This window comes from Dyadobacter sp. CECT 9275, assembly GCF_907164905.1.
GTDB lineage: Bacteria > Bacteroidota > Bacteroidia > Cytophagales > Spirosomataceae > Dyadobacter > Dyadobacter helix.
The window spans coordinates 855,514-879,745 of record NZ_CAJRAF010000002.1 but is presented as its reverse complement, the minus strand read 5'-3'; the positions used below and the strand labels follow the sequence as shown (position 1 = coordinate 879,745).

Sequence of the window (24,232 nt, the reverse complement as noted above, 5' to 3'; positions counted from 1 at the left end):
TGCAAGGTCAATGATGCTCGTAACATCATTGGCTTTTTCTTTTCACAGGGTTTTCTGCATAGGCAAATTATTTATTGATCGCGCTTATTTGGTACAGCCGTCACCGTTGATAAAAAAAACAGTGCCTCTCAGCTCGTAACTGGCATTCACTGATTTACAGATAAGTCTCAACTGGGTATGCAGCGGAAGCCCGGTAAGGTCTCCTAAAAAAATACAGTCATTGAGCGAGGGCTTTTCAACCACGATTTCAACACCATACGCCTTCTGAATCACCGACAGCACCTCCGACAGCGGGGCATCTTCGAAAATAAGTTCGAGTTTTTTATCCTGCGTATTCTGCATCACAGGTTCCTCCACAAGCCCGGGAACCAGCTTTTTGGATTCCTTATCGAAGGTTATCTTCTGGTTGGGCCGGAGGATCACCCCATTGCGGTTGTGCGGCGCTTTCTGGGTATTTTCATACACCGAAACCCGCCCAGTAACTACATTTACTTCGATAGTTTTGGAGTCTTTATAAGATTTAACGTTGAAACTCGTGCCCAATACCTGCGTGACCAGCTCTCCGGTATAAACAAAGAAAGGGCGTGACGAATCTTTTTGAATATTGAAGAAAGCTTCGCCCTCCAGTTCAACCTGCCGCACCTTTTTATCAAAATGTTTTGGGTATTTCAATCGGCTGTCTCCGGTGAGTGTAACAAAGCTGCCATCCTCCAGAGACACGATTTTGCTGTGGTCCGAGACGTTTTGTATCTCCACATAGTCTTTGACCAGTGTTAAGCCGGGGTCATCGGAGATGTCTTTGGCTATGAAGCCTGAATTAAGCTGCCGCAGGTGGCCAGGGTAAAAAATGGCCAAGCTGGAAATTATTATTACTGTTGCTGCCACTGCCAGCCACTGCCAGCCTACTTTCCCGAAACCGGAAGGTGCAGAAAGTACGGACGCCTTTATACGTTTCCATATTTTTGTCTCCGTCATTTTTAATTCTGACTCACCCAGCGGCATGTTCTTGTTTGAGAGTGTCAGGTCGGTCCATTCCAAGATCTTTTTTTCCTCATCGGGATCACAGGCCCCAGAGAGGTATTTTTGTAACAAAATATCAAATTCGTGCTGATTCATCACGTTATTTTTTCTGGCCTTAGTTATCTGAATGGTAATTTTTTAATTGGTCTTTCAAAATTTTGAGAGACTGCGTGATATGGTACTCAACCCCTTTTTCGGTCAGGCTAAGTTTTTGGGCAATGTCCTTCACCGACCGGTTTTCAAAGCGGCTGAGCCGGAAAACCTCGGAAGTTTTTTCAGGTAACTTTTTCATTACCTCATCCACTGCATTGGACAGATCAGAGAAATTGACGATTTCTTCCGTGCCGTATGATTGTCTTATTTCATTCAATATCAGGTACTCCTGGTATTTTCTCTGTGTAATGGAAGACTTAATGTAGTTCGTTACCCGGTGTTTCATGGAAACCACCAGATAAGCTTTTAAATGCTTGATAACAGATTCTTCCCGTTTGCACCAAAGGTTCTCGAATACATCCTGTACCAGTTCTTCGGCTTCCTCCTTGGTTCCGGTTTCCTGGTAAGCCATCGCATACAGCCTGCGCCAGTACCGGAGGTATATTTCTTCAAAGGCTTTTTCCTTGCCAATCCGAAGAGATTCTACTAATTGTTCATCGCTGAAACGTTTATACATAGATTTCAAAATGCTAATATGCTCTTAAGGCAACTAACAAGCTAAAATCCCTAGTTCATTTTGTAAAATATTTTGCATTTATTTTTAATCGACGAATTATCTCTTGTTTTGGCTAAAATTGTAGTAAATAAAATTGGCAGATTTTTGGTTTATGGCTTTATGTTGCGGAGGAGGTATTTTCCACGGTTCCGTATCCCGGTTTTATAGAAATACGATGGTGGCTGTTGCGCAACTCATAGCGATGGTCAGGATTTATATACGAATGCTTCTAATTTTTTTTGATTGATTCGATTGCCTGTTGTTCCTGGTCGGTCCATTTCCTGATGAAGTATTTATCGAATTTAATACCTTCGAAGAACAGTTGAATTTCAGCAAATGCCTCATTGGTGATAGTATCGGAAGCAGATTTAATGCCCGTAAAATAATGTCGATACTTCTCTGGACTAACGCCCTTATATTCCGTAGCTAAAAATTGAGGCAGTTCGGTCCGTTCGATTTTTCTGAGATCCCATTTCGTTAAGACAACTTCCATTGGTCGATCGTCAAAATAAGGATCAACAAAAAAGTTTGGAGCGACCCTGTGCAGATAAACATCGGATTTGCCATATAGTATCAAATTTATTTCCCCATAAAATGGTAAGGGTGGCGGTGGCGGGTCAATAGTATCTTTTACGGAAACTTTGTCTTGTCCAATAATATGGTAAACTTTTGGTTTTTGTACATCTGGGTTGGAACAAGCTATGTTACCATGGTAAAGCCCACAATTGAAAATAAAAAACAGACATAGGAAATCGCACGTATTACTAATGTAGAACTGCTCATACTAATTGATAGTTATGTCATTATTTTGTAACTTAAGGAAAGAAAAATTACTCAGAAAACTGTTTGTTAGCTTCCAACTTTCAGACCGTGTTCCCGCCAGTAATACATTGAGGCACGCTTGTTACCTACAGTTTCGCGATCATCATTGAACTTCTCGTTTAAATCACCCTGTATAGATTCCAACAGGTGCGGGGCCACAAACCATTTCAGGAATTTCTCTGCTAAGCGGGGCGGTTGTTTCATGAGGAAGTTATTCTGTGGTGAATAGTTTAAAGGAACCTGTAAGCCTGGCCCAGAAGCCGCTGCGTACATCTTGTATTTCTTGCAGGGTCCGTTGCCCGTAGGCAGTCACGGTGAATAGTTTTTTTCGTTTTCCACCGCGTTCAGGCGTGGGCTCCCCAAAGGTGGATTGGACCATCCCTTTTTCTTCCAGCCGCTGCAAAGCGGAATGTATCTGGTTCAGCCGGGCTGTACGGCCGCTTTGCTCCATTACTTCACGCATAACAGAAACGCCGTAAGCCTGTCCGTGCAGGACCGCCACGGCAAGCAGAATGATTTCTTCAAATTCTCCGAGGTAAACTCTGTTCATGTTGTTTTATTATTTCCATGTTTGCTGATAAAATACTTTGCCAGAACATTTGATATATATTAAGTTGTTTATAGTCAGTTTAATACAAGGGTATCTTGGTTGGGTAGTGTCCGATAATGGACAAATGTTGTTCGCTTTTATCGGAAATTAAATCTAAAATTGTGCTGACTTAATACAGAGCCAGTTTATCAGCCTGCTATGTTGCGAAAAATCCGTTACGCTCATATTCAAATGTCCAAGGTCGGCCCAGGGGTAAAAAAATGGCTTCCAGGTCTTCTTTTCCTGGCCGCGCAGATGGGTAATACAATTTATGAACTTATGGGTGATACCCGCACGGTTTCATGGGCACCTCATACCACACAAGTGTATTACAGGGTTGAAGCTTATGAGAATGGCCTGCCCTGGAAAGCGGAAGCCGTTCAGAGCCGTTACGGCATTGCGCAAACGCACTGGGAAAGTCATTCCGAGGGTAATTTGCGAAGGCTGCTGCTCACGGTTGAAGAAACAGAGCAAACGGGGAATCCGGATAGTTTGAAAGTTTATTACAGCCGTAACATGGGCCCCGAAAGGTTTTTTAGCTGGAAGGCGAATAAATAGTACATGCGTCAGATTAATCCATTTTACCTCTATGATAAATCAGTAGTACCTGAGCTGGTGTTACTGGTAAGGTTGCTGGCATTGTACCTTTTTTTAACTAAAGAGAGTCCCTTCGGCGGGAATCAGGGGGCGGGGCGGCATTACCCGGTTCTATCTTTTTTAGAAAGTTTGGGTACGGACACGCAATTTAACACCGGGATGTACCTCATTTTTACCGGCGGGATTCTGGTCATCTGGTTCACACCTTATCTGCGTACAGGAGCTTTCGCAGTGGGTATGGCGTTTATAGTGGGTATTGTTTCCTGCCAAACCTGTATTTCGGTAGCGCATCTTTTTACGGCATGTATGTTTATGTGTACTGCCTTGAGTAATCATACGACCGGTACTGCACTCATCCGTTTTCAATTGATTGTCCTGTATTTGGGTGCGGATCTGAACAAAATTCTGGATACCGACTGGTGGACAGGTGCAAGTATAGAAACATTACTTTCCACCAAACACCAGATTGAGGTATACATGCAGATTGCCCGACTTTTTCCGCCGTTGTTTCTGTCGCAGATGGCCGGTATTGGAGTGATGGTTTTACAATTGGCCATACCTTTGCTGCTTTGTTACCGAAAGATGGTCGTATACGCAATGTTACTGGCACTTTTACTGCATTTGCCAATGGTTTTACTGATGCAGATGACTTTTGGCCCGTTTCTTTTTGCACTGCTACTGGCTTATGGAGCGTTGCTTAAATGGCCCCGCCGGATTGGGTACCAGCCTGGACGGAATAGCGCCGCGCTTACCTCGCTGTTAACCAGGCTGGATTTTAATCAGCAGATGGGGGCTTATGTAAAATCCGGGGCGAGCGAATCGGTGAGGAAATGGCTGCTGACTTTCCTGGATTTCCTTCCCCATCCCGCGTTGCTTTTTATGCTGACGACCGCTTCCGCCGGGCTGGTACGTTATGGCATGCTCTTCCCGCTTGGTATGCTGATCCTTTTGGTTTACTTTACCAGGGTATGGCCATTGCGGAAATCAGTAACCAGGGATACCGGGTACAAAGCGGAGGTAGCGCCGTAATGATTTCGGGGATATGTTTCACCTGAGAAGCCTGTGCAATTTAACCCGAAGGTTTCGTCCGCATTTTAAGATTTTACTCAAGCCTGTTTATGAGCGAAGGATACCAGAAATACTACCTGCCCGGAACACTACTGATATTTTTACTGTATCATACTCCCACGATTTTCCTGGGCAGTGCCGCATTTTATAATGCCTTCGACTCGCTTGATTCCTATGTGGTGTGGTACCGGATTGTAGCCAGGGAGCCTTATGTCTGGGCGCCAGCGTATAGGATTATAGAGCCATTTATGGGGGGCGTACCCAAATTTACCCTCGTCAGCACATTTAATATTTACTATTGGCTAAATCTTCTGCTGCCAACTTTCCGGGCCTACCAGTTTTTTACCTTGTTCATCAGCGCAGTGGCACTTGTTGGCATGTGGCTGCTGATGCGCCGTCATTTTCATTTGACCACGTTTGCTGCTTCTTTTCTGGCGCTATCTTTTGCGTTCACTCCCTTTCTTCTCACCTGGGGATTGAGTATTGCAGGACAGCCTCTGGTTTTGTATGCTATCCTTAATATCCGTCAAACGAAAATCAGGGCCTGGGACTGGCTCATCCTTGTAAGTTTCCCTTTTGCTTCCAACTTCCAGTCGGCCGGGGTGTTTATTCTGCTGGCACTGGCTTTGCTTATTTTGCATGATCTGTACAAAAAATTGCCTGTTAAATACCTGCTGGTTGCGTTTGGTATCCTCCTGGTTGTTTATTGCATTACCAAAGTTGACTTGATCCAAAACATGCTCGGTGGAAAGGGGTTTGTTTCACACCGGATGGATATGCGCCGGTTTGCCACTTCACCTTTGATTTGCCTGAAAGTGTTTGCCAGATATTTCCTTTTTGGCAATGTGGATGTCGCCTTGTCACTGCATACATTTGTTTTACTGCCGTTTGTATTATTCGTTTACAGCATTGAGTGGGTCCGGAAAAAGCATTTTCCAGTGATACTTACCTGCACACTCGCGGTTATTGTGCTCATCTGCCTGTATATCGGGTTGTTAAACTGGGAGCCGGTAGTGAATCTCCGCAATCAGTCGGATCTGCTCCGGATGTACAGCCTTGAACGTTTTCATATTTTCCTTCAGTTGCTATGGCATATAGCGGCGGCCCAGGCGATCGTGCTTATTCCCGCCGGACTTCAGAAACGTGTGGTGGCTTTCATTGCAGTTTTGCAACTGGGAATTTGTTTTGCCTACCAGCCAACGTATTACGAACGCTTTTTTAAAAGTTTGGTGAACATAAAACCATACCATTATATCTTTACCTATGATGATTATTACGCAGAACCGATGTTCCGCAGTATAAAATCCCACATTCAAAAACCTTTAAATACTTACCGGGTAGCCAGTATAGGGATTCCGCCGGGTATTGCGCAGTACAATGGTATGTGGACCATTGACGGGTATTCCAGCAATTACCCCATTCCGTATAAAAGACAATTCCGGGGTATTATTGATGCTGAACTTCGCAAGAATCAGATAAACAGAGGCTTTTTTGACTTTTGGGGAAGCCAGTGCCTGATTGTCTACGACCAGGGATATGACTACTTTGAAACCCATATGACCCGCACCAAGGCTCCTGCGTCCCGGGATATCAGGCTTTCTTACAAAGCCCTCCGGCAACTGCACTGTGACTACATCCTCTCTGCAGAAAATATAAAGAATCCTGAAAAATCGGGTCTGAAAAAACGCTCTATTTTCTCCTCCGCGCTCTGGCGTGTTCATCTGTACGAAGTCATTCAGGATCACTGAGAACGATCACTTTTTTTTATAAGATTTTCGGTGAATATCGTTAAATCATTGTAAAATGATTAATTCGCAGTAAGCGAATTAATTGGTATTTTCTATTATTTTCTTCTATATTCAATGCTAAAATATTCTTAATCGGGTTTCAATGAGCATAGTTGTCTCCAATATCAAGTTTCACAACAACCAGCAACTCGATTACTTCGGGCATAAGATCAAGAAGACGATGATCCCGGTCTATACCCCGTATGTCCGCAGGCACGTACGGGAAGTCATTAATTTTGCCGGGATTCAAAAAACGGACCGCATCATAGATGTAGCCTGTGGTATGGGAAAATATACTCTGAATTTCCTCGCCCAGGGTTATAAGGTAGAAGGTTTGGACCTTTCCCCCTTTCTCCTGCAGCAATTACTGGTTCATAACGACAATAAATTTCCGGTCAAATTACACGCCGCAGACATTCTGGATGCGCCAGAGGAATTAAATGAACAATTTGACGTTGTCATGGGTTTTATGGCTCTGCATCATTTTCATAACCTTCATGCCTGTTTTCAGGCTATGCATCGTATCGCAAAACCGGGAGCCAGGTTGGTATTTCTTGAACCTAATGCCTACAATCCGTTATACTACCTGCAGATCGCGTTCACGCCCGGCATGTCATGGGAAGGTGACAAGGGCGTAGCCGATATGACTAAAACAAAACTTTTTGAAGCAATGGATTATGCAGGATGGAAGAATCTGAAGATAAAACGCTTCGGCTTTTATCCTCCTTTTCTTTCCAACACTGCCTTGGGCCAGAAAAGCGAGCCGGTACTGGAAAAGCTACCCGGATTGAATACTTTTCTGCCTTTCCAAATGATCATGGGAGAAAAGAGATAATGGAAGATAACAGAAATAACTGGATTGTTTCCTACCCTGACGACGGCAATTCGGTATGCTATGATCTGGAAGATGCCTCATTCTGGTATCAGCACAGGAACGAATGTCTTGTGGCCGCCATGAAGGCTGATGGCTTTCCTGCGGAATTTTATGACATAGGTGGCGGAAATGGTATCACCGCGCTGGCGATGCAGCAGGCCGGATATGACGTAACACTCATAGAACCTTACCTGACTGGCGTCCGTAACGCAAGGAAAAGGGGAATCGTTAAAACGGTGCACAGCACTTTGGAAGACTACGTTTCCATGGGCTATGAGCCAGTACCAGCAGCGGGTTTCTTTGATGTCATGGAACATATTGAAAACGATAAGGAGTTTCTCCGGAAGATCAACCAGCTGCTTGTGCCTGACGGCAGGATCATGCTGACAGTACCCGCATTTAATAGCCTGTGGTCGGAAAATGATGTGCAATTGGGCCATTTCCGCAGGTATACCCTGGCTGATCTCACCCAGCTTTTGTCTGAAACAGGATTCGAGGTGAAGTACAAAACCTATTTTTTCTCACTTGTCTGGCTGCCTATGTGGGTAACCAGGGTGTTAGTGGAGAAATTCGGTATAAAGAAGAAAAATACCCCTCAGAAAAAGAAAAATGAGCACATGGCCGGCCGGCCTCGCACCGCCCGGCTTCTGCGTAGCCTGTTACATTGGGAAATCAATGCGATTCGGAGAAGGGTGAGCATACCCCTTGGTACCAGTTGTTTAATTATTGCACAAAAAACAAGAGAAATGTGATCCCAAACCTACCACAAACCAACGATTTTCAGCTTTTTCTGTTTACGACCAGTCCGTCGGTGGTTCAGTCTGCCATCGAGGCAGGTGTTGACGGAATTATTGTAGACTGGGAAAATCAGGGAAAGAAGAAGCGACAGGAAAACTTTGATACCGAAATTAATTACAATACTTACGAAGATTTATGCCGTGTCAGGGAAGTTACCCCACAGGGCAAACTGATCTGCCGGATCAACGGTTTTTCGGACCATACCGAAAGCGAAATTGAGATGGCTTTACAGGCTGGTGCAGACGAAATTTTTTTACCGATGGTGCATACCTATGAGGAGGCTCGTCAGGTATCCGAAATAATCGGGCAACGTGCCGGATTCAGCATTTTAATCGAGACGGCCTCGGCGCTGGAGTGCATCGGAGAGCTCAGCCAGCTTCCTTTGAGAAGGGTATATGTAGGCCTGAATGACCTGCATATTCAGCAAAACAGCAAGAATATTTTTGTCCCCCTGCTCAATGATACCCTGGTTAATATCCGCAGGCAGGTCAGGATTCCACTAGGTGCTGGTGGTGTGACATATCCGCCAAGCGGGTTACCTATCGCCAGTAAGTATCTGATCAATGAATATGCACGTTTAGGAATTAATTTCAGCTTTTTACGCAGGAGTTTTATCCGTGACTATGCCCATCACAGTATGGAGCACATGGTATTTCATATCCGGAAAGCTTACCAGGCCGCCCGGATGCGATCTTCGCAGGAAATTGAATTGGATTTTCAGTTGTTCAGGAAACAGGTGGAAAGCTGGGTGCCAAATCCTTCCTATGTATGATTCTGCTTATGTACGACCCTGTACCGGAGCATTTTGATAATTTAAAAAGCCTGGCGCCGGATCATGAATTTATGATCGCACATACGGAAGAGGAAGCGAAAATGCGGATAGCGGATGCTGAGATTGTATTCGGAAACCGGTTCTTTTTGCAAAGTTTGCCTTATGCCAAAAGGCTTCGCTGGATGCAGTCCAATTCTGTTGGGGTTGATCTGATCCTGTCCCAAAAGCAACTGCTGATAGCGCGGGACATACTGCTGACCTGCTCGCGCGGCGTTTATGATGCAGAACTGGCAGAACATACCCTGGCGCTGCTGCTCGCGTTGTTTCGCAATTTACATCTGCTCCGCGACGACCAGCACGCATCTGTCTGGAGGCGTCACCGGCTTCGGACACTTCATGGAAGTAAATGTCTGATTCTGGGCTGGGGGAGTCTTGCTAAAGAAATAGCACGTCAGATAACAACTTTGAACGGGCAGGTATCGGCCGTGAGAAATCAAAAGGACGATTCGGTGGAAGGTGGTATTACCATTTATGGCAAGTATAACTGGCACGAGCAGCTTGCAGAGACAGATGCGCTGATTATATGCCTGCCCAAAACTCCGGAAACATATCATTTTGTTAACCAGGATATTCTGGAGAAACTTCCTGCAGATGCGTTTGTGGTGAACATTGGAAGGGGAGGTACTCTTGACGACCACGTATTACTGGAAATGGTGGCTTCGGGAAGGCTGGCCGGAGCCGCACTGGACGTTTTTGAACAGGAACCGCTGCTGCCCTCAAACCCCATCTGGAAAGAACCCCGCATTCTGGTCAGTCCGCATGTAGGCAGAAGTCTGGAAGGACCTGTTTACAAATGGCAGGCGCTTTTTGAAGATAATCTGTCGCGTTACATGAGTGGTAAACCACTGTACAATGTAGTCAATTATCAAAAAGGCTATTAATGATCAGTATCGTCATACCCGTTTACAAAAGTGCGGCCACGCTCTCCGAACTTCACGACAGGCTCACTGCACTGTCCCGGAACGTGGGGCTGGAATGTGAAGTGGTGTATGTAAACGATGCCTCTCCGGATAACTCGGCGGAAATTCTCAAAAAACTTCCACCCACCATCCCATTTCATATTGTTGACCTGGGCAAAAATGCCGGACAGAGCAGTGCGTTGCTGGCAGGAATAGCCTTTGCGCAAGGGAGCCTGATTGCCACCATGGATGCAGATTTACAGGATGAACCCGAAAATCTTCCGGCGCTGATCCAGTCACTGGTCCCGGGTATTGATGTTGTCTTTGCGAAAAGGCAGGGACGGTATGAATCCGGCGGCCGCCTTTTTACGTCCATGCTGTTCAAAGGCCTCGTCCACCTGTTTTCCAAGAAAAGAATTCCGATGCATGTGGGCCTTTTTATGGTTGCCAGGGCAGAGCCCATGAAAAGGCTTGTGTCCTATTTGCCGCATGCACCCTACCTGATCGGCCTCATTGCAAAGACAAAATTGCAATGTACCAGTGTGCCCGTACAACGCCCTGGTAACCATTTGGGAGAAACTTCCTATACCTTCCGAAAGCGGCTGAAGGTATCCTTCATTTTTTTCAAGACACTCGCCTTAAAGCCTGCCGGTACGGGTGACGAGGCTGTGCAATGGCTTCATGCCCATCTTTTGGCAGATCATGTGTATGTTCCTGCCATGGTTTAAATCCCGATAGACAATCAAAAATGCTATCCCTGTTAAAGCCGGGCATCAACTGTTATCTTGCTACCACTATCTTGTGTTGTTGCAGCACTTTTTCAGTTCCGACCATCTCAACGAAATAGATACCTGGTGCCAGGTCTGTCACCGGTATCCCCTCGCCAGGTGCATAGGGGTATGTACCCACCGGTTGACCTGCTGCGTTCCTGAGGACAATTTTTTCAATGGCAGAGTCACTGGCTACATCGATATAGAGGAGGTCGGCAACAGGGTTCGGATAAAGGATGGTACCAGGCAAGAACTGAATGCGCAGGTTGCGGATACTGCTGAACGCAAACGTACCGTCCTGGTCAATCATCTTTAAGCGGTAAAGGTTGTTTCCGGGAAGAGGCTTTTCGTCCGTAAAGGTATACTTCTTTACAAAATCACTGCTTCCTTCTGCTTTGACCTGCCCGATCTGCTCCCAGCTTTTGCCCGTAATGCTCCGTTCAATCACAAAGCTGTCACTGTTGCTTTCAGAGGTCGTGGTCCAGTTCAGCAGTGCAGCGGCGTGGCCAAGCTCCGTATTCTTTTCAGATACGGTGAAGGAAGATAAGGTGACGGGAAGGGAGCCATTTTCAAGTGTAGTAACAAAAAAGCCACTGAAACCTGAAAACTGGAATTTGATTTCCCAACGCCTGAGCGCTTCGTTCCACACAATATCCCCGGCATTGGGTTTGATATATTTCCCGGCTGACGGTATACCGTTTTTTGTGTAGGTACCCGGTGCGCGGGTCTCACTGCTGCCATGCCACTGCCAGATCAGCAAATTGGAACTATTGACGTCGGTACCTGAGATGGGCAGTGGTTTATGATTCTCGGCCCAGCCGTTGTAGTTTTTGAAATCATCATTGGTGAAGTACAACGTAGCAATCCCCTTATGCCCGTCCAGGTCGGCCTTCGGTTCCAGGTCGTAATGGCGTCTCACGAAAGGTTGTTCGTTGTAGAAACCAGTGACTGTTTCAATGGTTGTATAGGCATTCAGCTGGCCGCTTTGTAATTCTTCATTCACCGCCTGAAAGATTCCCATCACGCTGCATTTATCTTCGTTAAAAAGATATACGGGTTGGTCCGACAGGGCAAGATCCTGGATCATGTCACCGTTCGTGCTGATTGCGGCTATGGTTTCCTCGCATGACTGATTGTATTCGTATGCACCTATATCCGTAAACGGCCCCTGTATCCTTTTATTGGAATTAAAGTCATTTACCAGGTCAATCGGAATATAGTCATTGTTTCCCCCGTTAATTGCTGGAGATGCCGGTAGAGGAATAAGTCCGTCGTCTGAAGTGCCGTAGACTCCGTCGGCTCCTGCCGGAGTACTACTATTGGTCAGACCCAGGTGATCGGTAACAATATTTTTTTCAGCCCAATAGGGAAGGAGGGGGTAATTGGTCAGGTTTCGTTCAGCTACAAAAAGGGTGTTATAACTACCTCCAAAAAAATCATGAGCGTTGTCGGCCTTCTCAAGAATACAATTGTAGAATGCAGGATAATCAGTTGTCATACTGATATACTGGAAATTGAAAACATCTCCACCAGAAGCCTGATTACAAATATTCTTTGAAAACGAACTATTGATAAAAACAGGCCCATGCGGGTACCCCGTCGCAAAATAGTATGCTCCACCGGCCTCGGTTGCCGTGTTATTTACAAAGAGGCAGTTGGAATAAGTTTCAAAATGCTGGTAGTAGTTATTGGTGTAGTTCAAAGCTGCTACGGCTCCCCCTTGTGCGGCGGAATTGTTGATAAATACTGTATTTTCAAATGAAATGAAAGACCGTGAATTACAAACAGCGCCGCCTTCTCCGCCGGTTGCCCCTTCGGCTACATTTCCGTCGAATACCAGATTGGACATCTTGTGTACCACTGGGGTTCCATAAAAGTCGATCAGAAAGTAAAACATTCCTCCTCCCGTCAGCGCCTTATTTTGCCGGAATGTAACATTCACTAAATCCGGTTTGGACTGATCCCAATTGGCCATCCCTCCTCCGGTGCCCCGCGCTGTATTTCTGTAAAAAATACAGTTTCGGATTGTCGGTGAGGAGTTAAAATTATGCATCCCGGCGCCGCTGCTTTGGTAGATGGTAGTACCGTTGATCTGGATGTTCGTGGAAGTAAAACTGGCGGCATATCCTCCTGTAATGGTAAACCCATCCAGCAAAGTCTCCGGCCCGTTGTTCAGGCTAATCAGTACCTGGTAAGCGTCGCCGTTGTCCGCTATACCATTCTTGTTCTGGTCCCCGCTTAGTATGGTGGTATTTGTTTTCCAGTCGCGTTCGGCTACATCTTCTTCGTGTCCATTGAAACCACCGTATATTTTCAAACCCTCTACCAGCACAAAAGAGTTGGATGGATCCAAAGGGTTGGAGGCATCGTGGTTGTCGGCCCGGCCAAAAGTATAATAAGTTCCCTTGGCCACCCAGATTTCCTTCACACTACTATTGTTTCTGGCGTATTCCAGCGCGCGGGCAAACCCATTGGAGCCATAAAAAGCATTTTCCCATCCATAACCATTGTTGTATCCGGTTTCAATATCTGCCTTCACATAAAGCCTGGTGAGCGGATCGGTGAGGGGAATCGCTTCAAAAGCCCCGAGGTCTGTTTCTTCACCCCGTACTCTCTCGGCACCTAACAAGTCATTTACGACATAGGACGGCAGTTCTTGTTTATCTCCCTTGTTAATGGCTTTACTTCCGGCAAGAAGTCCAAGGCCTTTTTTAGTTGGCGCAGTTACATCTATAAACTGGGGATCCGTATTTGGAGCGGGACAATATGTACAGGATAGGTATGGGCTGCCGCTTTGCATTAAGCTTTTGTGGATTGAAAGTGTACTGTTGCCGTTGTGATTGATGTCGCTCTTTTCCCTGGTAGAAGCGGTGGCGGTGCCCCCGTAGGTATTTCCATTGAAAATGCTGTTGCTGATGGTCAGATTGCTGTTATTGCAGTTCAGCGCACCTCCGTAGGCGTCGGTTCCGGTGCTGTGGTTTTTGTACAGGGTTGAATTGACGAGGGAGGATGCCGAGGCTTCGTTCAGCGTGATCGCCCCGCCCGGGCCTGCCGACGTGTTTCCGGTAAACAAGCTGTTGACAATCTGCATGGCACCTTTACTGACATAAATGCCCGGTGCCTGATCGGCTGCATTGTTGTTGAAAAAACGGCAGCTATGTAAAATAACCTGGCTCTCGCTGCTGTAAATTGCCCCTCCGTTTGCAAGGGAGTAATTATTTGTAAAAGTACAGTTTCTGATACTAATGGGTGTGGTGGAAGAATTTTTCCCGATATAGATACCCGCTCCCTGTAAATAGGGTACCGATACGTTGTTGATCGTTACACTGCCGCCCAAATCCATTGTCCTGCCATTCTGAAACTGCAGTCCGTCTATCACCACGCTGTCTGCCACGGAGATACCAGCTATTGCCATAATATGCGAGCTGTTATCTGTGGACAGTGCCGGATCACCGATGTTGCCATCGAGTATAGTCAGATTAGCCCTGTGATCACGGATACCCCCGCCTGAAGGATATCCCCCGAAGATTTTAACCGCACGGTTGACAACAAACGGAAGTTCGGGTTTGTTCAGCGTCGTAGGAAAATAGGTGCCTTTTGCTACCATGATCTCCTTCACTACAGGGCATAGGTTCAGCACTTCAAGCGCTTCGGCCAGCGTTTTAAAAGCGGTGGACCAACTGGTGCCATCTCCGCTTTCTACTAACGAAGAGTCTACAAACAGGGTAGGAGATTCTATACAGGTGGTCCGCATTTCATAAGCACCCATGTCTGTACGGCCGCCCCAGACCCTGTTCAGCCCTGTAACGTCCTGATTAATGTCTGCCGGTGTCAACAGATCATCACCGGTATTAACGGCGGGTGATCCTGGCTTCAGGCCAAGCCCGTCTTTTGCTGTCATCCATTTTCCATTGGGATTACTCGGCGGATTCAGACTTACAAACTGCGGGTCCTGTTTCAAAATACCGTCGGTACCTTCTGTGCCAAACACTTCGGTAATGGAATTTTTAACGGTTGTACCCAAAGCTTCGCGGTCGAAAATATCTACCGGGGTCGATGTTTCCCACGACGTGTTGCCCCACATAATGGAGTTGGCCATGGTAATGCCGGAATGAGACTCATTGACAATGGCTCCTGCATAATTTCTGTGGAAGGTGGCGTGTGTGATAGTGGGGTGAGAGCCTTTTATATTATAGACTGCTCCGCCAAATTTATTAGCCAGGTTCCTGAAAAACACTACATTGGCAAGGTTGGGAAACGAGTTGTCATTGACGATACCCGCGCCATTTTTGTTGGCATAATTGTAAGTAAATACCAAGTTTCGCAAAACAGGAGACGAATTGCTATGGTACATTCCGCCACCGTCAGAAGTCGGGATAGCTCTTCCTTCGACGGTCAGACTGGAATTGGCATCAGCCATCCCAAGGGTAATCACAAATCCATTCAGCTCAGTGGCGGCCGTGTTGCCGACGCTTACCACCACATGATACAGATTGTCTGTATAATTATTGTCAGCCCCAATTTCGCCGCTCAAAATGGTTTGATTATTTCCCCAGTCCCGCTCGTCTAAAGACGTTTCGGTTCCGGCAAATCCGCCATAAACTTTTACACCCTCTACCAGCACAAATGTATTATTCTTGTCATCAGGATTGCTTTTATCAAAGTTATCACCTCGCCGGGTGGGTGTGTAAGTACCCTTAGCCACCCATATATTTTTTACACCCTGATTTTGTCTGGCATAATAAAGTGCCTCCGAAAGGCCGCCTTTCCCCTGATAGGCGTCGTTCCAGGAAGTACCGTTGTTGTTGCCTGTTGTCAATTCTTCTCTGACATACAGGGTGGACAGAATAAGCGAATATTCGTAAGCTCCTATATCCACCGAGCCATTCAGGATCCGGTCTTTCCCAGTTAAATCCTTTTCCAGTGCAGCCGGCGTAAAGTCGTTAAAACCCGCATTAACAGCCGGTGAAGTCATGAGCGGCCTGAAGCCGTCGTCGATCGTGCCGTACTGCTCATCTTCACCGGCAGGGGAATCGGCATGCTGGAAGCCAAAATCGGTTGCGGTGATATTGTCTTTAACAACCTCATTAACTGGGAATAAATAGTTGGTCAGATTGTACTGGGCCTGAAACAAGCCGGGACTGCTACCTCCATAAAAGGTACCGGTTGCAGCTTTCTCAATAATACAATTGTAAAATTTGGGTGTTACGTTTTCCGTATGCTGCTGGAAGTAAATGATGTTCCCGCCATTTTCGGCAGAACAGATATCTTTTGAAAAGGTAGAGTTAATGAAAACGGGAGAATCTCCGGTACCATTTTCATAATAATAAGCACCTCCGAAACCACTTGCCGTATTTTTAACAAACAGACAGCCAAGGTACTTTCCTGTGGCTGTATTATCTCCGACGTCCAAAGTGGTAGCAATGGCACCTCCCCGGGCAGCCGTATTTTCGGAGAAGACAGTATGCATAAAAGTAACAAATGCCCGATCATTACAGACGGCCCCGCCGTGGCTGGTAGCCGTGTTGTTTTCAAACAGCAGGTCGGAAAACTGATGCTCCATGCCGTTGTTGTACATGGCTCCGCCGTTTACTGCGGTGTTTTCTATGAATTTGACATTGGTAAGTACCGGCCGGGAGTCGGCCATATTAGCCATGCCTCCGCCGGAGTTACGGGATACATTTTTGTGAAAGGTACAGTTGCGGATCGTTGGAGAGGCATGGTGGTTGTACATACCTGCACCGGCATACCTGGCAACGGTTGTACCATCTATCTCAAGCGTTGTTTCCGTTGAGCCAGCAGCATACCCGCCCGTTATCGTGAAACCATCCAGCACGGTTTCCGGGCCAAGGTTCACGTTCATCATCACCTGATAGGCGTCATCGTCATCTGCCATATTATTTTTATTCTGATCGCCGCTGAGGATCGTAACGTTTGTCTTCCAGTCGCGTAAGGTAATATCGGTTTCGCTTCCGGTAAACCCTCCGTAAATCTTCACACCGTCCGTCAGTACAAAAGCATTGTTCGGATCCAGCGGATTGGTGTCGGAATGGGTATCGGCGCGGTAGGCCGTGTAATAAGTACCTTTGGTTACCCACACATCCTTTACGCTGCTGTGGCTTTGCGCATATTGCATGGCGCGGGCGAAAGCATAAGGGCCCGAAAATGCGTTTTCCCAGTCGGCACCGTTGTTTTTACCGGTAATCAGTCCGGCATTAACGTATAGCCGTTCCAGAGGAATTTCCTGAGGTTCACTTTCATAGGCCCCCATATCTACTTTGTCGGCCTGTATACGGGTATTGCCTGCCAGATCGGTGGAGATGTCTGTGGGGATGAGGGTGTTGCTGCCCTTGTCAATGGTGGCCAAGCTGGTGGATTTTACATGGTAGTTGCCTCCAGCAAAGGGAGCTGCTGTATAAGAAGGCGCATCTTCAAAAAGCGGATCGGTATTGGCATTCCCGGTTCCGTCGCTGAATCCTTCCACGATGGAGTAACTGATTTTAGCGGCGTCCAGGCTTGATCCGCCCGTAATGGTTGAGCTGTTGCCCCAGATGATGGAATTACCTAAAACAGAAGAGGAAGTCCCACCGACATTCATGATGGCACCGCCAACCGCCGTTGATTTGTTTCCGGAGAAAACCGAGTTAATAATTTGGGATATGGAGCTGGAAAAATTGTATATCCCGCCACCATATTGGGTTGCAGTATTACCTGAAAAAATGACATTGGCAAACGCCGTGGGAGAAGTACTGTTGTATATGGCTCCACCACTTTCGGTAGAGAGATTCCCGGAAAAAATGCTGTTGTAAATCTTAATTTCCGGACAGGAAATATTATACATCGCGCCGCCATTGGTTCCTTTATTTGCGTAAAAAATTACATTACTGACCACCGGAGCAGCACTTACATTGAACATACCACCACCCTGCTTTTTACTCACCGTTTTGGTGTTCACGGTAATGGACACGTTTTCTCTGGCATATCCGGCGGTCACGGCGAAGCCGTCCAGCACGGCGGTTCCAACATCGTTGGCCGCTATGACGATCTGCCCGGCGTTGTCATCATAATTGGTATAGGTATACTGGCTGCCGGACGTAATTGCGCCATCGTTATTTTTAAAATCACCGCTGAGGATACTGCCCTCACCTGTAAAACCGGGCAGTATGCGTTTGTCAGTTAATGCGGTAATACCATTGGCGGGGTCGAAGCCGCCATAAATTTTCACATCCTTCACCAGAAGGAAAGCACGTTGCGTGTGGCTTTTGCTGCTTGATACCAAAGTAGCAGAGTCTGCAAAATTTCTCCCATCTTCCGGTGAATAAGTCGGTTTATATTTGCCTTTGGCCACCAGTATGTAAGCTACTCCGGTGTTTTGTTTAGCATATCTCAGTGCATTGGATAAGCCCTCCGTCCCTTTGTAGGCATTATCCCAGGAAGTGCCGTCGTTATTGCCGGTGCTCAGCAACGCATTTACATAGAGCGTTTCGGGTACCGAAGCTGTTTTTATCTGAGGTTGAGTTTCCTGTTGTTTGCCAGGGTTTCTTTTTGCAGGCCTGACGTGCTCAGGTACATGCTTTTCGTCAAGGCTAAAATCAATCCAAGTTTTGGAAAGAGCAATTTGAGACAGTTTTAAAACGAAAAGTATTAAAAGAGAAACGGAGAGGAGGGTTTGGTAAATTTTTGTTTTCATAGTGCGATACGATCACAATTAAAAAATAAAAACGCTGAGTACAGAGGATGAGACCTGGTGAAAATCTCCAGGTGAAATAAGAGAATTATAGAGCCGAAAGCGGGTAGGGGGCCGTCACAAAAACATCACATTTTTTTAATGTGTTGTCTGTCAGTTACTTGTATATCTGCTTCTAAGGTCGAGGGATTTCAGTTGCTCAGGTGGATAATACCTTGGTATCATACGGAGCAGGGATGCAAACCGGAGTGCAGGCTGGGACATACGGGCCGGGAAGAAGCAGGCTCTGGCAGCTACAGATGACGTCGGTGGTATAGGGGAAGTTTAGATATGTTTCATCAATTCTTCCAGGCTTCTGTCATCTGGAAGGTCTATTTTTTTGAGAAGACGGTATTTGGTGGTCCGGACAGCCTGGCTGCTGACGCCCAAAGTGGAAGACATTTCCTTGTAGTCAAGGCCCAGTTTCAACAAGGCAATGAAACGGATCTCAGCCTGGGTGAGATCGGGAAATTTTTCCCTGAGACGGTAGAGGTAACCCGAATGCACCTTCTCGAATAACTTTTTAAAGTATTCCCATTCGTCCTGCGTCAGGATTGTGTTTTCTCTGAGCTGGCTGAGAATCTCGGCATCCGCTCCCAGTCCCTGTTGGAATTCAAGCTGCTCGATCAGCCTGCTTTTTTCGGAAATGTTTTTAGCAAATTCTTTAAGTTGGTGGGTTGCGCTGGCAAGTTCTTCTTCTTTCATACGGATTTCCCGGGCCTGCAGTAGCTGCTGCTGCCTGTGACGCCTGTGCAGATTATAAAAAAAGTAAGACGAAGTGATCGCAACCAGAATAACAACCGCTATAAGCATGTTCCGTTCTAGGATCTTAAGCCGGTTATCAGCATCTACTTTTTCGATTTCTGCCCTATGTGCCTGTAATTCGATCTTTTGTCGGGCACGCATCATCTGCATGGCATTGAACTGGCGGGTAATGCTGTCTTTGGCAAACATGGCAGAGTCGAGATAGGGCCCCACGAGCCGGGTTACTCCTTTGGCGGCATACAGTTTGCCAAGTACCGGATATAGCTCCTGGAAATATTTATACCGATCGGGCTCCGCCATAGACAGGCATTTGCGGGCAAGCAATGCGTAATGTTCCGCTTTGGGAAGATCATTACGTTTCAGGAAAATATCGGCCAGTGTGATCAGAGAACCGGAAGCTAAGCCATAATCTTTTTGTTCCAGGGCCAGGTCGGCATCGTAACGGAGGAAGGGAATTGCCTTATCATATTCTCCCCTGAAAAAATAATTCTGACCAAGTCCGCCATTGGCAATTCCCTTCCAGGTAGCGTAATTGATACTTTTGGTATTGTTCAGGATCTTGCGGTAATAATGGTCCGACGAGTCAAGGTTACCTAATTGCCGGTGAATTTTGCCGATCGCGTACAATGCGGAGTTCTGGCTGCCCCTTGGGTCGTTATCCGGATCCAGGTTAACAATCTGGATAAAAAGATGCAGCGCTTTCCGATAGTCCGAGAAATTGTGATAGGCCTGTGCCATGTTCTGCAAATGGTAGACCTTGTCGGGAAGCTCTTTGATACTGACTCTCTGCAGTAATTGCTCAAGCAGGATATAGGTTTGGAAACCCAGTTCGTAATTTTTAAGTTCGAACCAGTAGTAATCACCCAGTACCTTTAACGCCCTTGCGTTGATCTGAAGATTGTGCTCCCTGGCTGCCCGACTGATTAATGTCTGGATTTTGCTTTCTATGGTATCCCTTTCCAGCTTGTGCCATGCCGTCATGTAATAAGCCTTCAAAAGATCGGTCTCCAGCTCCAGATCTTTGTCACCGGATTGTATTGCCAGCGCCTTTAAGGTGTTTGCTTCGCGGAATGCGCTTGCGGAATCGGGATTGGAAATGGCTCTTACATATATCTTGCCAACCTCGGTGTACCGCTGGGGATAGGTTTTGTTCAATATTTTTTCGTACTGGCCAAAGGTATGCACAGCAGAGAAAAACGTCAGCAAGAATGAAAAATACAGCGCACGGGAATTCATGCCCTAATAAGACATGAGGTTACAAAAATTACCACTTCCGGCCATTAAAATTGTGTGTCGGCTGCAGAGCGTTAGCCTGATCAAAAACAGATTTTCCCAGCTAACAATCTTCTGCTCGTGTAGTTAAGAATAGCTTTTTTCCTACTATCAGCGGTGCCGATGCGGTGGGTGAGTACCCTTTCAATTGTTTCTTTGTAAAGATATCTGAGGAATTACGATCTGTTTGGAAGGATACCATCTGAAATTTTTGAAAGTACTGATACAGCGATATTTAGGCAAGGGGAATAGGCCTATGTGCCTAAAATAAGCGTATTATGTAGTAGAAAAATACCAAACCCAGCGCTTTGCATTTGTTGACCATTCCCAATGAAAAACATTGAAAGAAGAGAATTTGTAAAAATCGGGCTGACCGGCGCCGGTGCTTTGCTTGCCGGGGTAACCGGTACATCGGCACATGCGGATTCGTTTGTGGAGCAAAAAAAATACAGTATCCTGGATTTCGGGGCTGTAGGTGACGGGAAAAAGCTGAATACTCCTGCCATACAGAAAACAATAGATACCTGTTTCAAACAGGGCGGAGGCCAGGTGATTATTCCTTCCGGCACTTTTCTTACAGGCTCCGTGGTGCTCAAAAGCAAAGTACATTTGCACCTTGAGGAGGGGGCCGTTTTGCTGGCTTCAACCTACTTTAAGGATTTTCCCAAACGTGTGGTACGTACCCCGGCCCGTTATCAGAAATATCTTAACCGGAGTATGGTTTACGCACAAGGAGAGCAGGATATCAGCGTGACCGGCAAAGGCGTATTCGACGGAAATGCGCTCCTGGACGGTAGCGGAGAATTTAAAGAGCAAAATTCCGAAAACCCTTCCTTTATCTGGTTTGACGAATGCGAAAACATCCTCATTAAAGATGTTACCTTCTGTCGTTCGGTATGGTGGACGCAGGCTTATACGCGGTGCAGGCATGTGCATGTGGACCACATCAAAGTTACCGAGAATTACTTCCACAATGCCGATGGGGTGGATATCGTAGATTGCGAGGATTTCGTGGTGGAGAACTGCGATATCAACAGCAACGACGACGGGATTTGCCTGAAGGGTTATACGCATGCGGGATGTAATCGGGGTACCATCCGTAACAACAAAGTGCGTACGCTCTGCAACGGAATAAAAATGGGAACGGATTCTTCCGGAGGTTTCCGGAATATTGTGATCGAGGACAATGAAATCTGGCAAACGGGTATTTCCGGTCTGGCGCTTCAGATTGTGGATGGTGGTGTGATGGAAAACATCAAAGTTCGCAGGCTCACGATGAACGGCGTAGCTACACCTGTTCATATGCGGCTTGGTAACCGCAACCGGCTGGTCCGGGGGGCTTTGTCGGTATTGCCGGGCATCATGCGTAACATCCATATCAGCGATATCAAGGCTACCGTGAACAAGGCCGAGAAGTACCATGAGGAAGAACGCAAACGGCACAATTATATCGTGCATACCTCATCTATTAGTGGCGTACCGGGAAGCCTTATAGAAGACGTCACCCTTGAAAATATAGACATTACGATTCAGGGTGGATATCCTGTGGCTTCTGCCGAAGACGCCCTCCGTGAAATACCTGAGGCAGGTAACCAGTACCCTGAAAACCGGATGTATGGGGCCCTTCCTTCTTACGCATTTTACCTCAGACATGCCAAAAACATACGCATGAACAATATTAAAATAACCCAGCAGCAGGCAGACGGGCGCCCCGCGTTTATCCTGGACGATGTGCATGACTCTGATTTCAATGGCATCAGTGCTACTAACAGCATGCACTCTCCCGTATTTTCCCTAAAACAAAATTGTACTGGTATCCTGCTGAACCAACTATAAAAATGATCAATACTGATTTCTTTTCCCGTTACCCTACCGCTCCGTCCTCTACGGAAGATACTACCCTGAACATACTCCAGTTCGGCGCTGTTGGAGACGGTAAATTCCTGAATACTTCGGTTCTTCAGAAGGCCATAGATACCTGTTCCCGCAAAGGTGGCGGCAAGCTGGTGGTACCCAAAGGTGATTTTCTGACAGGGACATTATATCTTAAGAGTAACGTGCATCTTTATCTGGAAGAAGGAGGCGTTATATTGGGCAGTCCGTTTAAAAAGGATTATTCCATGCAAACCCTGGTGCATGCGGACGGACAGAAGAACATCATGATATCCGGGAAGGGGATGATCAATGGCAATGCGCAGGTCAATAGCACCGGAGAATTCCGTGATACAGGTAATAACGACAACAGGCCCCCGCTGTTCACGCTCGATCTCTGTTCGGAAGTGACTATTAAGGACATCACATTCAGGCAGTCGTTGATGTGGACAGCCATATTCCAGCAATGCGAACATGTGTGGATAGACGGCGTAAAGATAAATGAAAACTATTTTTATAACGCGGATGGTATTGATATAATTGATTGTGAGGATGTTCTGGTTGAAAATTGTGATATCAATACTGACGATGACGGGATTTGTCTTAAAAGTGCCTCCTTACGGGGATGCAGGCGGGTAATTGCACGTAAAAACAGGGTAAGGTCACTGTGTAATGCTTTTAAAATGGGTACAGGATCGGTTGGCGGGTTCAGGCAGGTACTGATCGAGAACAATGAGGTGTGGCAGACGGTTATATCCGGGATCGCCCTGCAGATCGTTGACGGTGGTGTGATGGAGGATATCGTGGTCAGGAATATGGTAATGAACGGCGTGGGCACTCCCATTAACATCCGGCTTGGCGAACGTAACCGTGGACCTCACGGTGAAGCAGAAACCCAGACGGGTATGATTCGAAACATACACATTTCCAACATCACAGCCACGGTAAACAAAGCCCAGAAATTTAATGAACCCGAACGGCAGCATCATGATTACCTGCCTCATACTTCGTCCATCTGCGGACTACCGGGTTATCTGATCGAAAATGTAATCATTGAAGATGTCAAAATTACAGTAAATGGCGGTTTTCCGGTTGCCCAAAGCGAAGATATTCTCCGCGAAATACCTGAGAATGGGAAAAAGTATCCCGAAAACAGAATGTTCGGAACGTTACCGGCGTATGGATTTTATATCCGCCATGCAAAGGATATTCAGCTGAAAAACATTTCGGTTACAATTACCCAGGACGATGGTCGTCCGGCATTTGTATTTGATGATGTGCACAATGTCAGGTGCTCCGGATTAGAAGGCAGCGGGCTTAAACCCACTCCGCTGCTTTCTGTTAAGCCAGGCTGCAGAAACGTAAGGATCGGCTAAGTACGTTGAGTTTGTTTGGAGAGGATCCGGCTTCACGGCCATTGCCTATTGCCAGGATGGTTATCGCTGACATAAAAAACAACGGCCCCGAAAATCAGGGCTTTGTTTTAACTATTCTACATCAACGCTCAGATGTAACCTATTAGAACAAACTGAGCATTAATAGTACTGTAAAAATTGCAATGTGACTAGCATACACAAGCACATGAATCCTTAGGAACTGCCAAAAGATTAACTGTCGGTGACTTTTTGTTCGCTTTGGTTTTTTTCTGATACTTCAGAAAATTCCATACAAATGCATGATAATCAGTTCGCTGAAAAATAGAGAACCGCTTTGGGAATGACGGCCCAGGTATTTTTCTTTTTTAGTCATACGACCGCAAAAAAACGACTCCGGAAGCCCGAAGCCGTTTGAATACTGCACTATCTAGAACAATCAAATTCTTAAAGGGTGAT

Annotated in this window: 17 protein-coding genes; 10 read left to right on the top strand and 7 right to left on the bottom strand. The window is 46.4% G+C overall.

Going from position 1 to position 24,232, the window contains the following annotated elements; all coding sequences use genetic code 11:
• Nucleotides 1–84: 84 nt before the first annotated feature.
• The 5 genes from KOE27_RS11740 to KOE27_RS11725 all read right to left on the bottom strand — a co-directional run bounded on the left by KOE27_RS11740 (nucleotide 85) and on the right by KOE27_RS11725 (nucleotide 3,101).
• On the bottom strand, nucleotides 85–1,116 hold the full coding sequence (locus tag KOE27_RS11740; protein WP_215239073.1) for a FecR family protein: 1,032 nt from the start codon (nucleotides 1,114–1,116) through the stop codon (nucleotides 85–87).
• 19 nt (nucleotides 1,117–1,135) lie between these two features.
• Nucleotides 1,136–1,690, bottom strand: a complete 555-nt coding sequence (locus KOE27_RS11735) for an RNA polymerase sigma-70 factor (RefSeq protein ID WP_215239072.1) — start codon at nucleotides 1,688–1,690, stop codon at nucleotides 1,136–1,138.
• 268 nt (nucleotides 1,691–1,958) lie between these two features.
• Nucleotides 1,959–2,222, bottom strand: coding sequence for a hypothetical protein (locus KOE27_RS11730; protein ID WP_215239071.1), 264 nt, complete (start codon nucleotides 2,220–2,222; stop codon nucleotides 1,959–1,961).
• Nucleotides 2,223–2,578: 356 nt separating this feature from the next.
• Nucleotides 2,579–2,755: a permease prefix domain 2-containing transporter gene (locus KOE27_RS30035; RefSeq protein ID WP_406566851.1), complete on the bottom strand. Its 177-nt coding sequence runs from the start codon at nucleotides 2,753–2,755 to the stop codon at nucleotides 2,579–2,581.
• 7 nt (nucleotides 2,756–2,762) lie between these two features.
• The gene (locus tag KOE27_RS11725; RefSeq protein ID WP_215239070.1) at nucleotides 2,763–3,101 is read right to left on the bottom strand and encodes a PadR family transcriptional regulator; all 339 of its coding nucleotides are present in this window, start codon (nucleotides 3,099–3,101) and stop codon (nucleotides 2,763–2,765) included.
• 198 nt (nucleotides 3,102–3,299) lie between these two features.
• Here KOE27_RS11725 and KOE27_RS11720 point away from each other — a divergent pair, with 198 nt between their 5' ends.
• The 8 genes from KOE27_RS11720 (at nucleotide 3,300) to KOE27_RS11685 (ending at nucleotide 10,723) form a co-directional block, all read left to right on the top strand.
• A complete protein-coding gene (locus tag KOE27_RS11720) occupies nucleotides 3,300–3,698 on the top strand; it encodes a hypothetical protein (RefSeq protein ID WP_215239069.1) in 399 nt (132 codons plus the stop codon).
• Between the two features lie 3 nt (nucleotides 3,699–3,701).
• A complete protein-coding gene (locus KOE27_RS11715) occupies nucleotides 3,702–4,766 on the top strand; it encodes an HTTM domain-containing protein (RefSeq protein WP_215239068.1) in 1,065 nt (354 codons plus the stop codon).
• Between the two features lie 89 nt (nucleotides 4,767–4,855).
• Nucleotides 4,856–6,553, top strand: coding sequence for a DUF6044 family protein (locus KOE27_RS11710; RefSeq protein WP_215239067.1), 1,698 nt, complete (start codon nucleotides 4,856–4,858; stop codon nucleotides 6,551–6,553).
• Nucleotides 6,554–6,695: 142 nt separating this feature from the next.
• Nucleotides 6,696–7,427 carry a class I SAM-dependent methyltransferase gene (locus KOE27_RS11705; protein WP_215239066.1) on the top strand — a complete coding sequence of 244 codons (732 nt, stop codon included), beginning with the start codon at nucleotides 6,696–6,698 and terminating at the stop codon, nucleotides 7,425–7,427.
• A complete protein-coding gene (locus KOE27_RS11700) occupies nucleotides 7,427–8,218 on the top strand; it encodes a class I SAM-dependent methyltransferase (RefSeq protein WP_215239065.1) in 792 nt (263 codons plus the stop codon). The genes KOE27_RS11705 and KOE27_RS11700 overlap by 1 nt, the downstream gene beginning before the upstream one ends.
• On the top strand, nucleotides 8,215–9,036 hold the full coding sequence (locus tag KOE27_RS11695) for an aldolase/citrate lyase family protein (RefSeq protein ID WP_215239064.1): 822 nt from the start codon (nucleotides 8,215–8,217) through the stop codon (nucleotides 9,034–9,036). The genes KOE27_RS11700 and KOE27_RS11695 overlap by 4 nt, the downstream gene beginning before the upstream one ends.
• Entirely contained in the window at nucleotides 9,033–9,977 is a 945-nt protein-coding gene (locus KOE27_RS11690) for a D-2-hydroxyacid dehydrogenase (protein ID WP_215239063.1), read from the top strand. Before KOE27_RS11695 ends, KOE27_RS11690 begins: the two co-directional genes overlap by 4 nt.
• The gene (locus KOE27_RS11685; RefSeq protein WP_215239062.1) at nucleotides 9,977–10,723 is read left to right on the top strand and encodes a glycosyltransferase family 2 protein; all 747 of its coding nucleotides are present in this window, start codon (nucleotides 9,977–9,979) and stop codon (nucleotides 10,721–10,723) included. Before KOE27_RS11690 ends, KOE27_RS11685 begins: the two co-directional genes overlap by 1 nt.
• 52 nt (nucleotides 10,724–10,775) lie before the next feature.
• Here KOE27_RS11685 and KOE27_RS11680 read toward each other — a convergent pair whose 3' ends face one another.
• On the bottom strand, nucleotides 10,776–18,455 hold the full coding sequence (locus KOE27_RS11680; RefSeq protein WP_215239061.1) for a choice-of-anchor Q domain-containing protein: 7,680 nt from the start codon (nucleotides 18,453–18,455) through the stop codon (nucleotides 10,776–10,778).
• A gap of 321 nt (nucleotides 18,456–18,776) precedes the next feature.
• Nucleotides 18,777–20,492 (bottom strand): hypothetical protein, encoded by a 1,716-nt coding sequence (locus KOE27_RS11675; protein WP_215239060.1) that lies wholly within the window; start codon nucleotides 20,490–20,492, stop codon nucleotides 18,777–18,779.
• Between the two features lie 366 nt (nucleotides 20,493–20,858).
• Between KOE27_RS11675 and KOE27_RS11670 the strand changes: the two genes are divergently transcribed.
• Both KOE27_RS11670 and KOE27_RS11665 read left to right on the top strand, forming a co-directional pair.
• Nucleotides 20,859–22,364, top strand: coding sequence for a glycoside hydrolase family 28 protein (locus KOE27_RS11670; RefSeq protein ID WP_215239059.1), 1,506 nt, complete (start codon nucleotides 20,859–20,861; stop codon nucleotides 22,362–22,364).
• A 2-nt stretch (nucleotides 22,365–22,366) separates the two neighbouring features.
• On the top strand, nucleotides 22,367–23,776 hold the full coding sequence (locus KOE27_RS11665) for a glycoside hydrolase family 28 protein (protein WP_215239058.1): 1,410 nt from the start codon (nucleotides 22,367–22,369) through the stop codon (nucleotides 23,774–23,776).
• Nucleotides 23,777–24,232: the final 456 nt, after the last annotated feature.

Excerpts from the sequence above, each read along its gene's own strand:
- KOE27_RS11735 (WP_215239072.1), bottom strand. The coding sequence starts at position 1,690 with ATGTATAAACGTTTCAGCGATGAACAATTAGTAGAATCTCTTCGGATT.
- KOE27_RS11705 (WP_215239066.1), top strand. The coding sequence starts at position 6,696 with ATGAGCATAGTTGTCTCCAATATCAAGTTTCACAACAACCAGCAACTC.
- KOE27_RS11700 (WP_215239065.1), top strand. The coding sequence starts at position 7,427 with ATGGAAGATAACAGAAATAACTGGATTGTTTCCTACCCTGACGACGGC.
- KOE27_RS11720 (WP_215239069.1), top strand. The coding sequence starts at position 3,300 with ATGTTGCGAAAAATCCGTTACGCTCATATTCAAATGTCCAAGGTCGGC.
- KOE27_RS11715 (WP_215239068.1), top strand. The coding sequence starts at position 3,702 with ATGCGTCAGATTAATCCATTTTACCTCTATGATAAATCAGTAGTACCT.
- KOE27_RS11725 (WP_215239070.1), bottom strand. The coding sequence starts at position 3,101 with ATGAACAGAGTTTACCTCGGAGAATTTGAAGAAATCATTCTGCTTGCC.
- KOE27_RS11680 (WP_215239061.1), bottom strand. The coding sequence starts at position 18,455 with ATGAAAACAAAAATTTACCAAACCCTCCTCTCCGTTTCTCTTTTAATA.
- KOE27_RS11690 (WP_215239063.1), top strand. The coding sequence starts at position 9,033 with ATGATTCTGCTTATGTACGACCCTGTACCGGAGCATTTTGATAATTTA.
- KOE27_RS11730 (WP_215239071.1), bottom strand. The coding sequence starts at position 2,222 with ATGGAAGTTGTCTTAACGAAATGGGATCTCAGAAAAATCGAACGGACC.
- KOE27_RS11740 (WP_215239073.1), bottom strand. The coding sequence starts at position 1,116 with ATGAATCAGCACGAATTTGATATTTTGTTACAAAAATACCTCTCTGGG.
- KOE27_RS11670 (WP_215239059.1), top strand. The coding sequence starts at position 20,859 with ATGAAAAACATTGAAAGAAGAGAATTTGTAAAAATCGGGCTGACCGGC.
- KOE27_RS11675 (WP_215239060.1), bottom strand. The coding sequence starts at position 20,492 with ATGAATTCCCGTGCGCTGTATTTTTCATTCTTGCTGACGTTTTTCTCT.
- KOE27_RS11710 (WP_215239067.1), top strand. The coding sequence starts at position 4,856 with ATGAGCGAAGGATACCAGAAATACTACCTGCCCGGAACACTACTGATA.
- KOE27_RS11665 (WP_215239058.1), top strand. The coding sequence starts at position 22,367 with ATGATCAATACTGATTTCTTTTCCCGTTACCCTACCGCTCCGTCCTCT.
- KOE27_RS30035 (WP_406566851.1), bottom strand. The coding sequence starts at position 2,755 with ATGAAACAACCGCCCCGCTTAGCAGAGAAATTCCTGAAATGGTTTGTG.
- KOE27_RS11685 (WP_215239062.1), top strand. The coding sequence starts at position 9,977 with ATGATCAGTATCGTCATACCCGTTTACAAAAGTGCGGCCACGCTCTCC.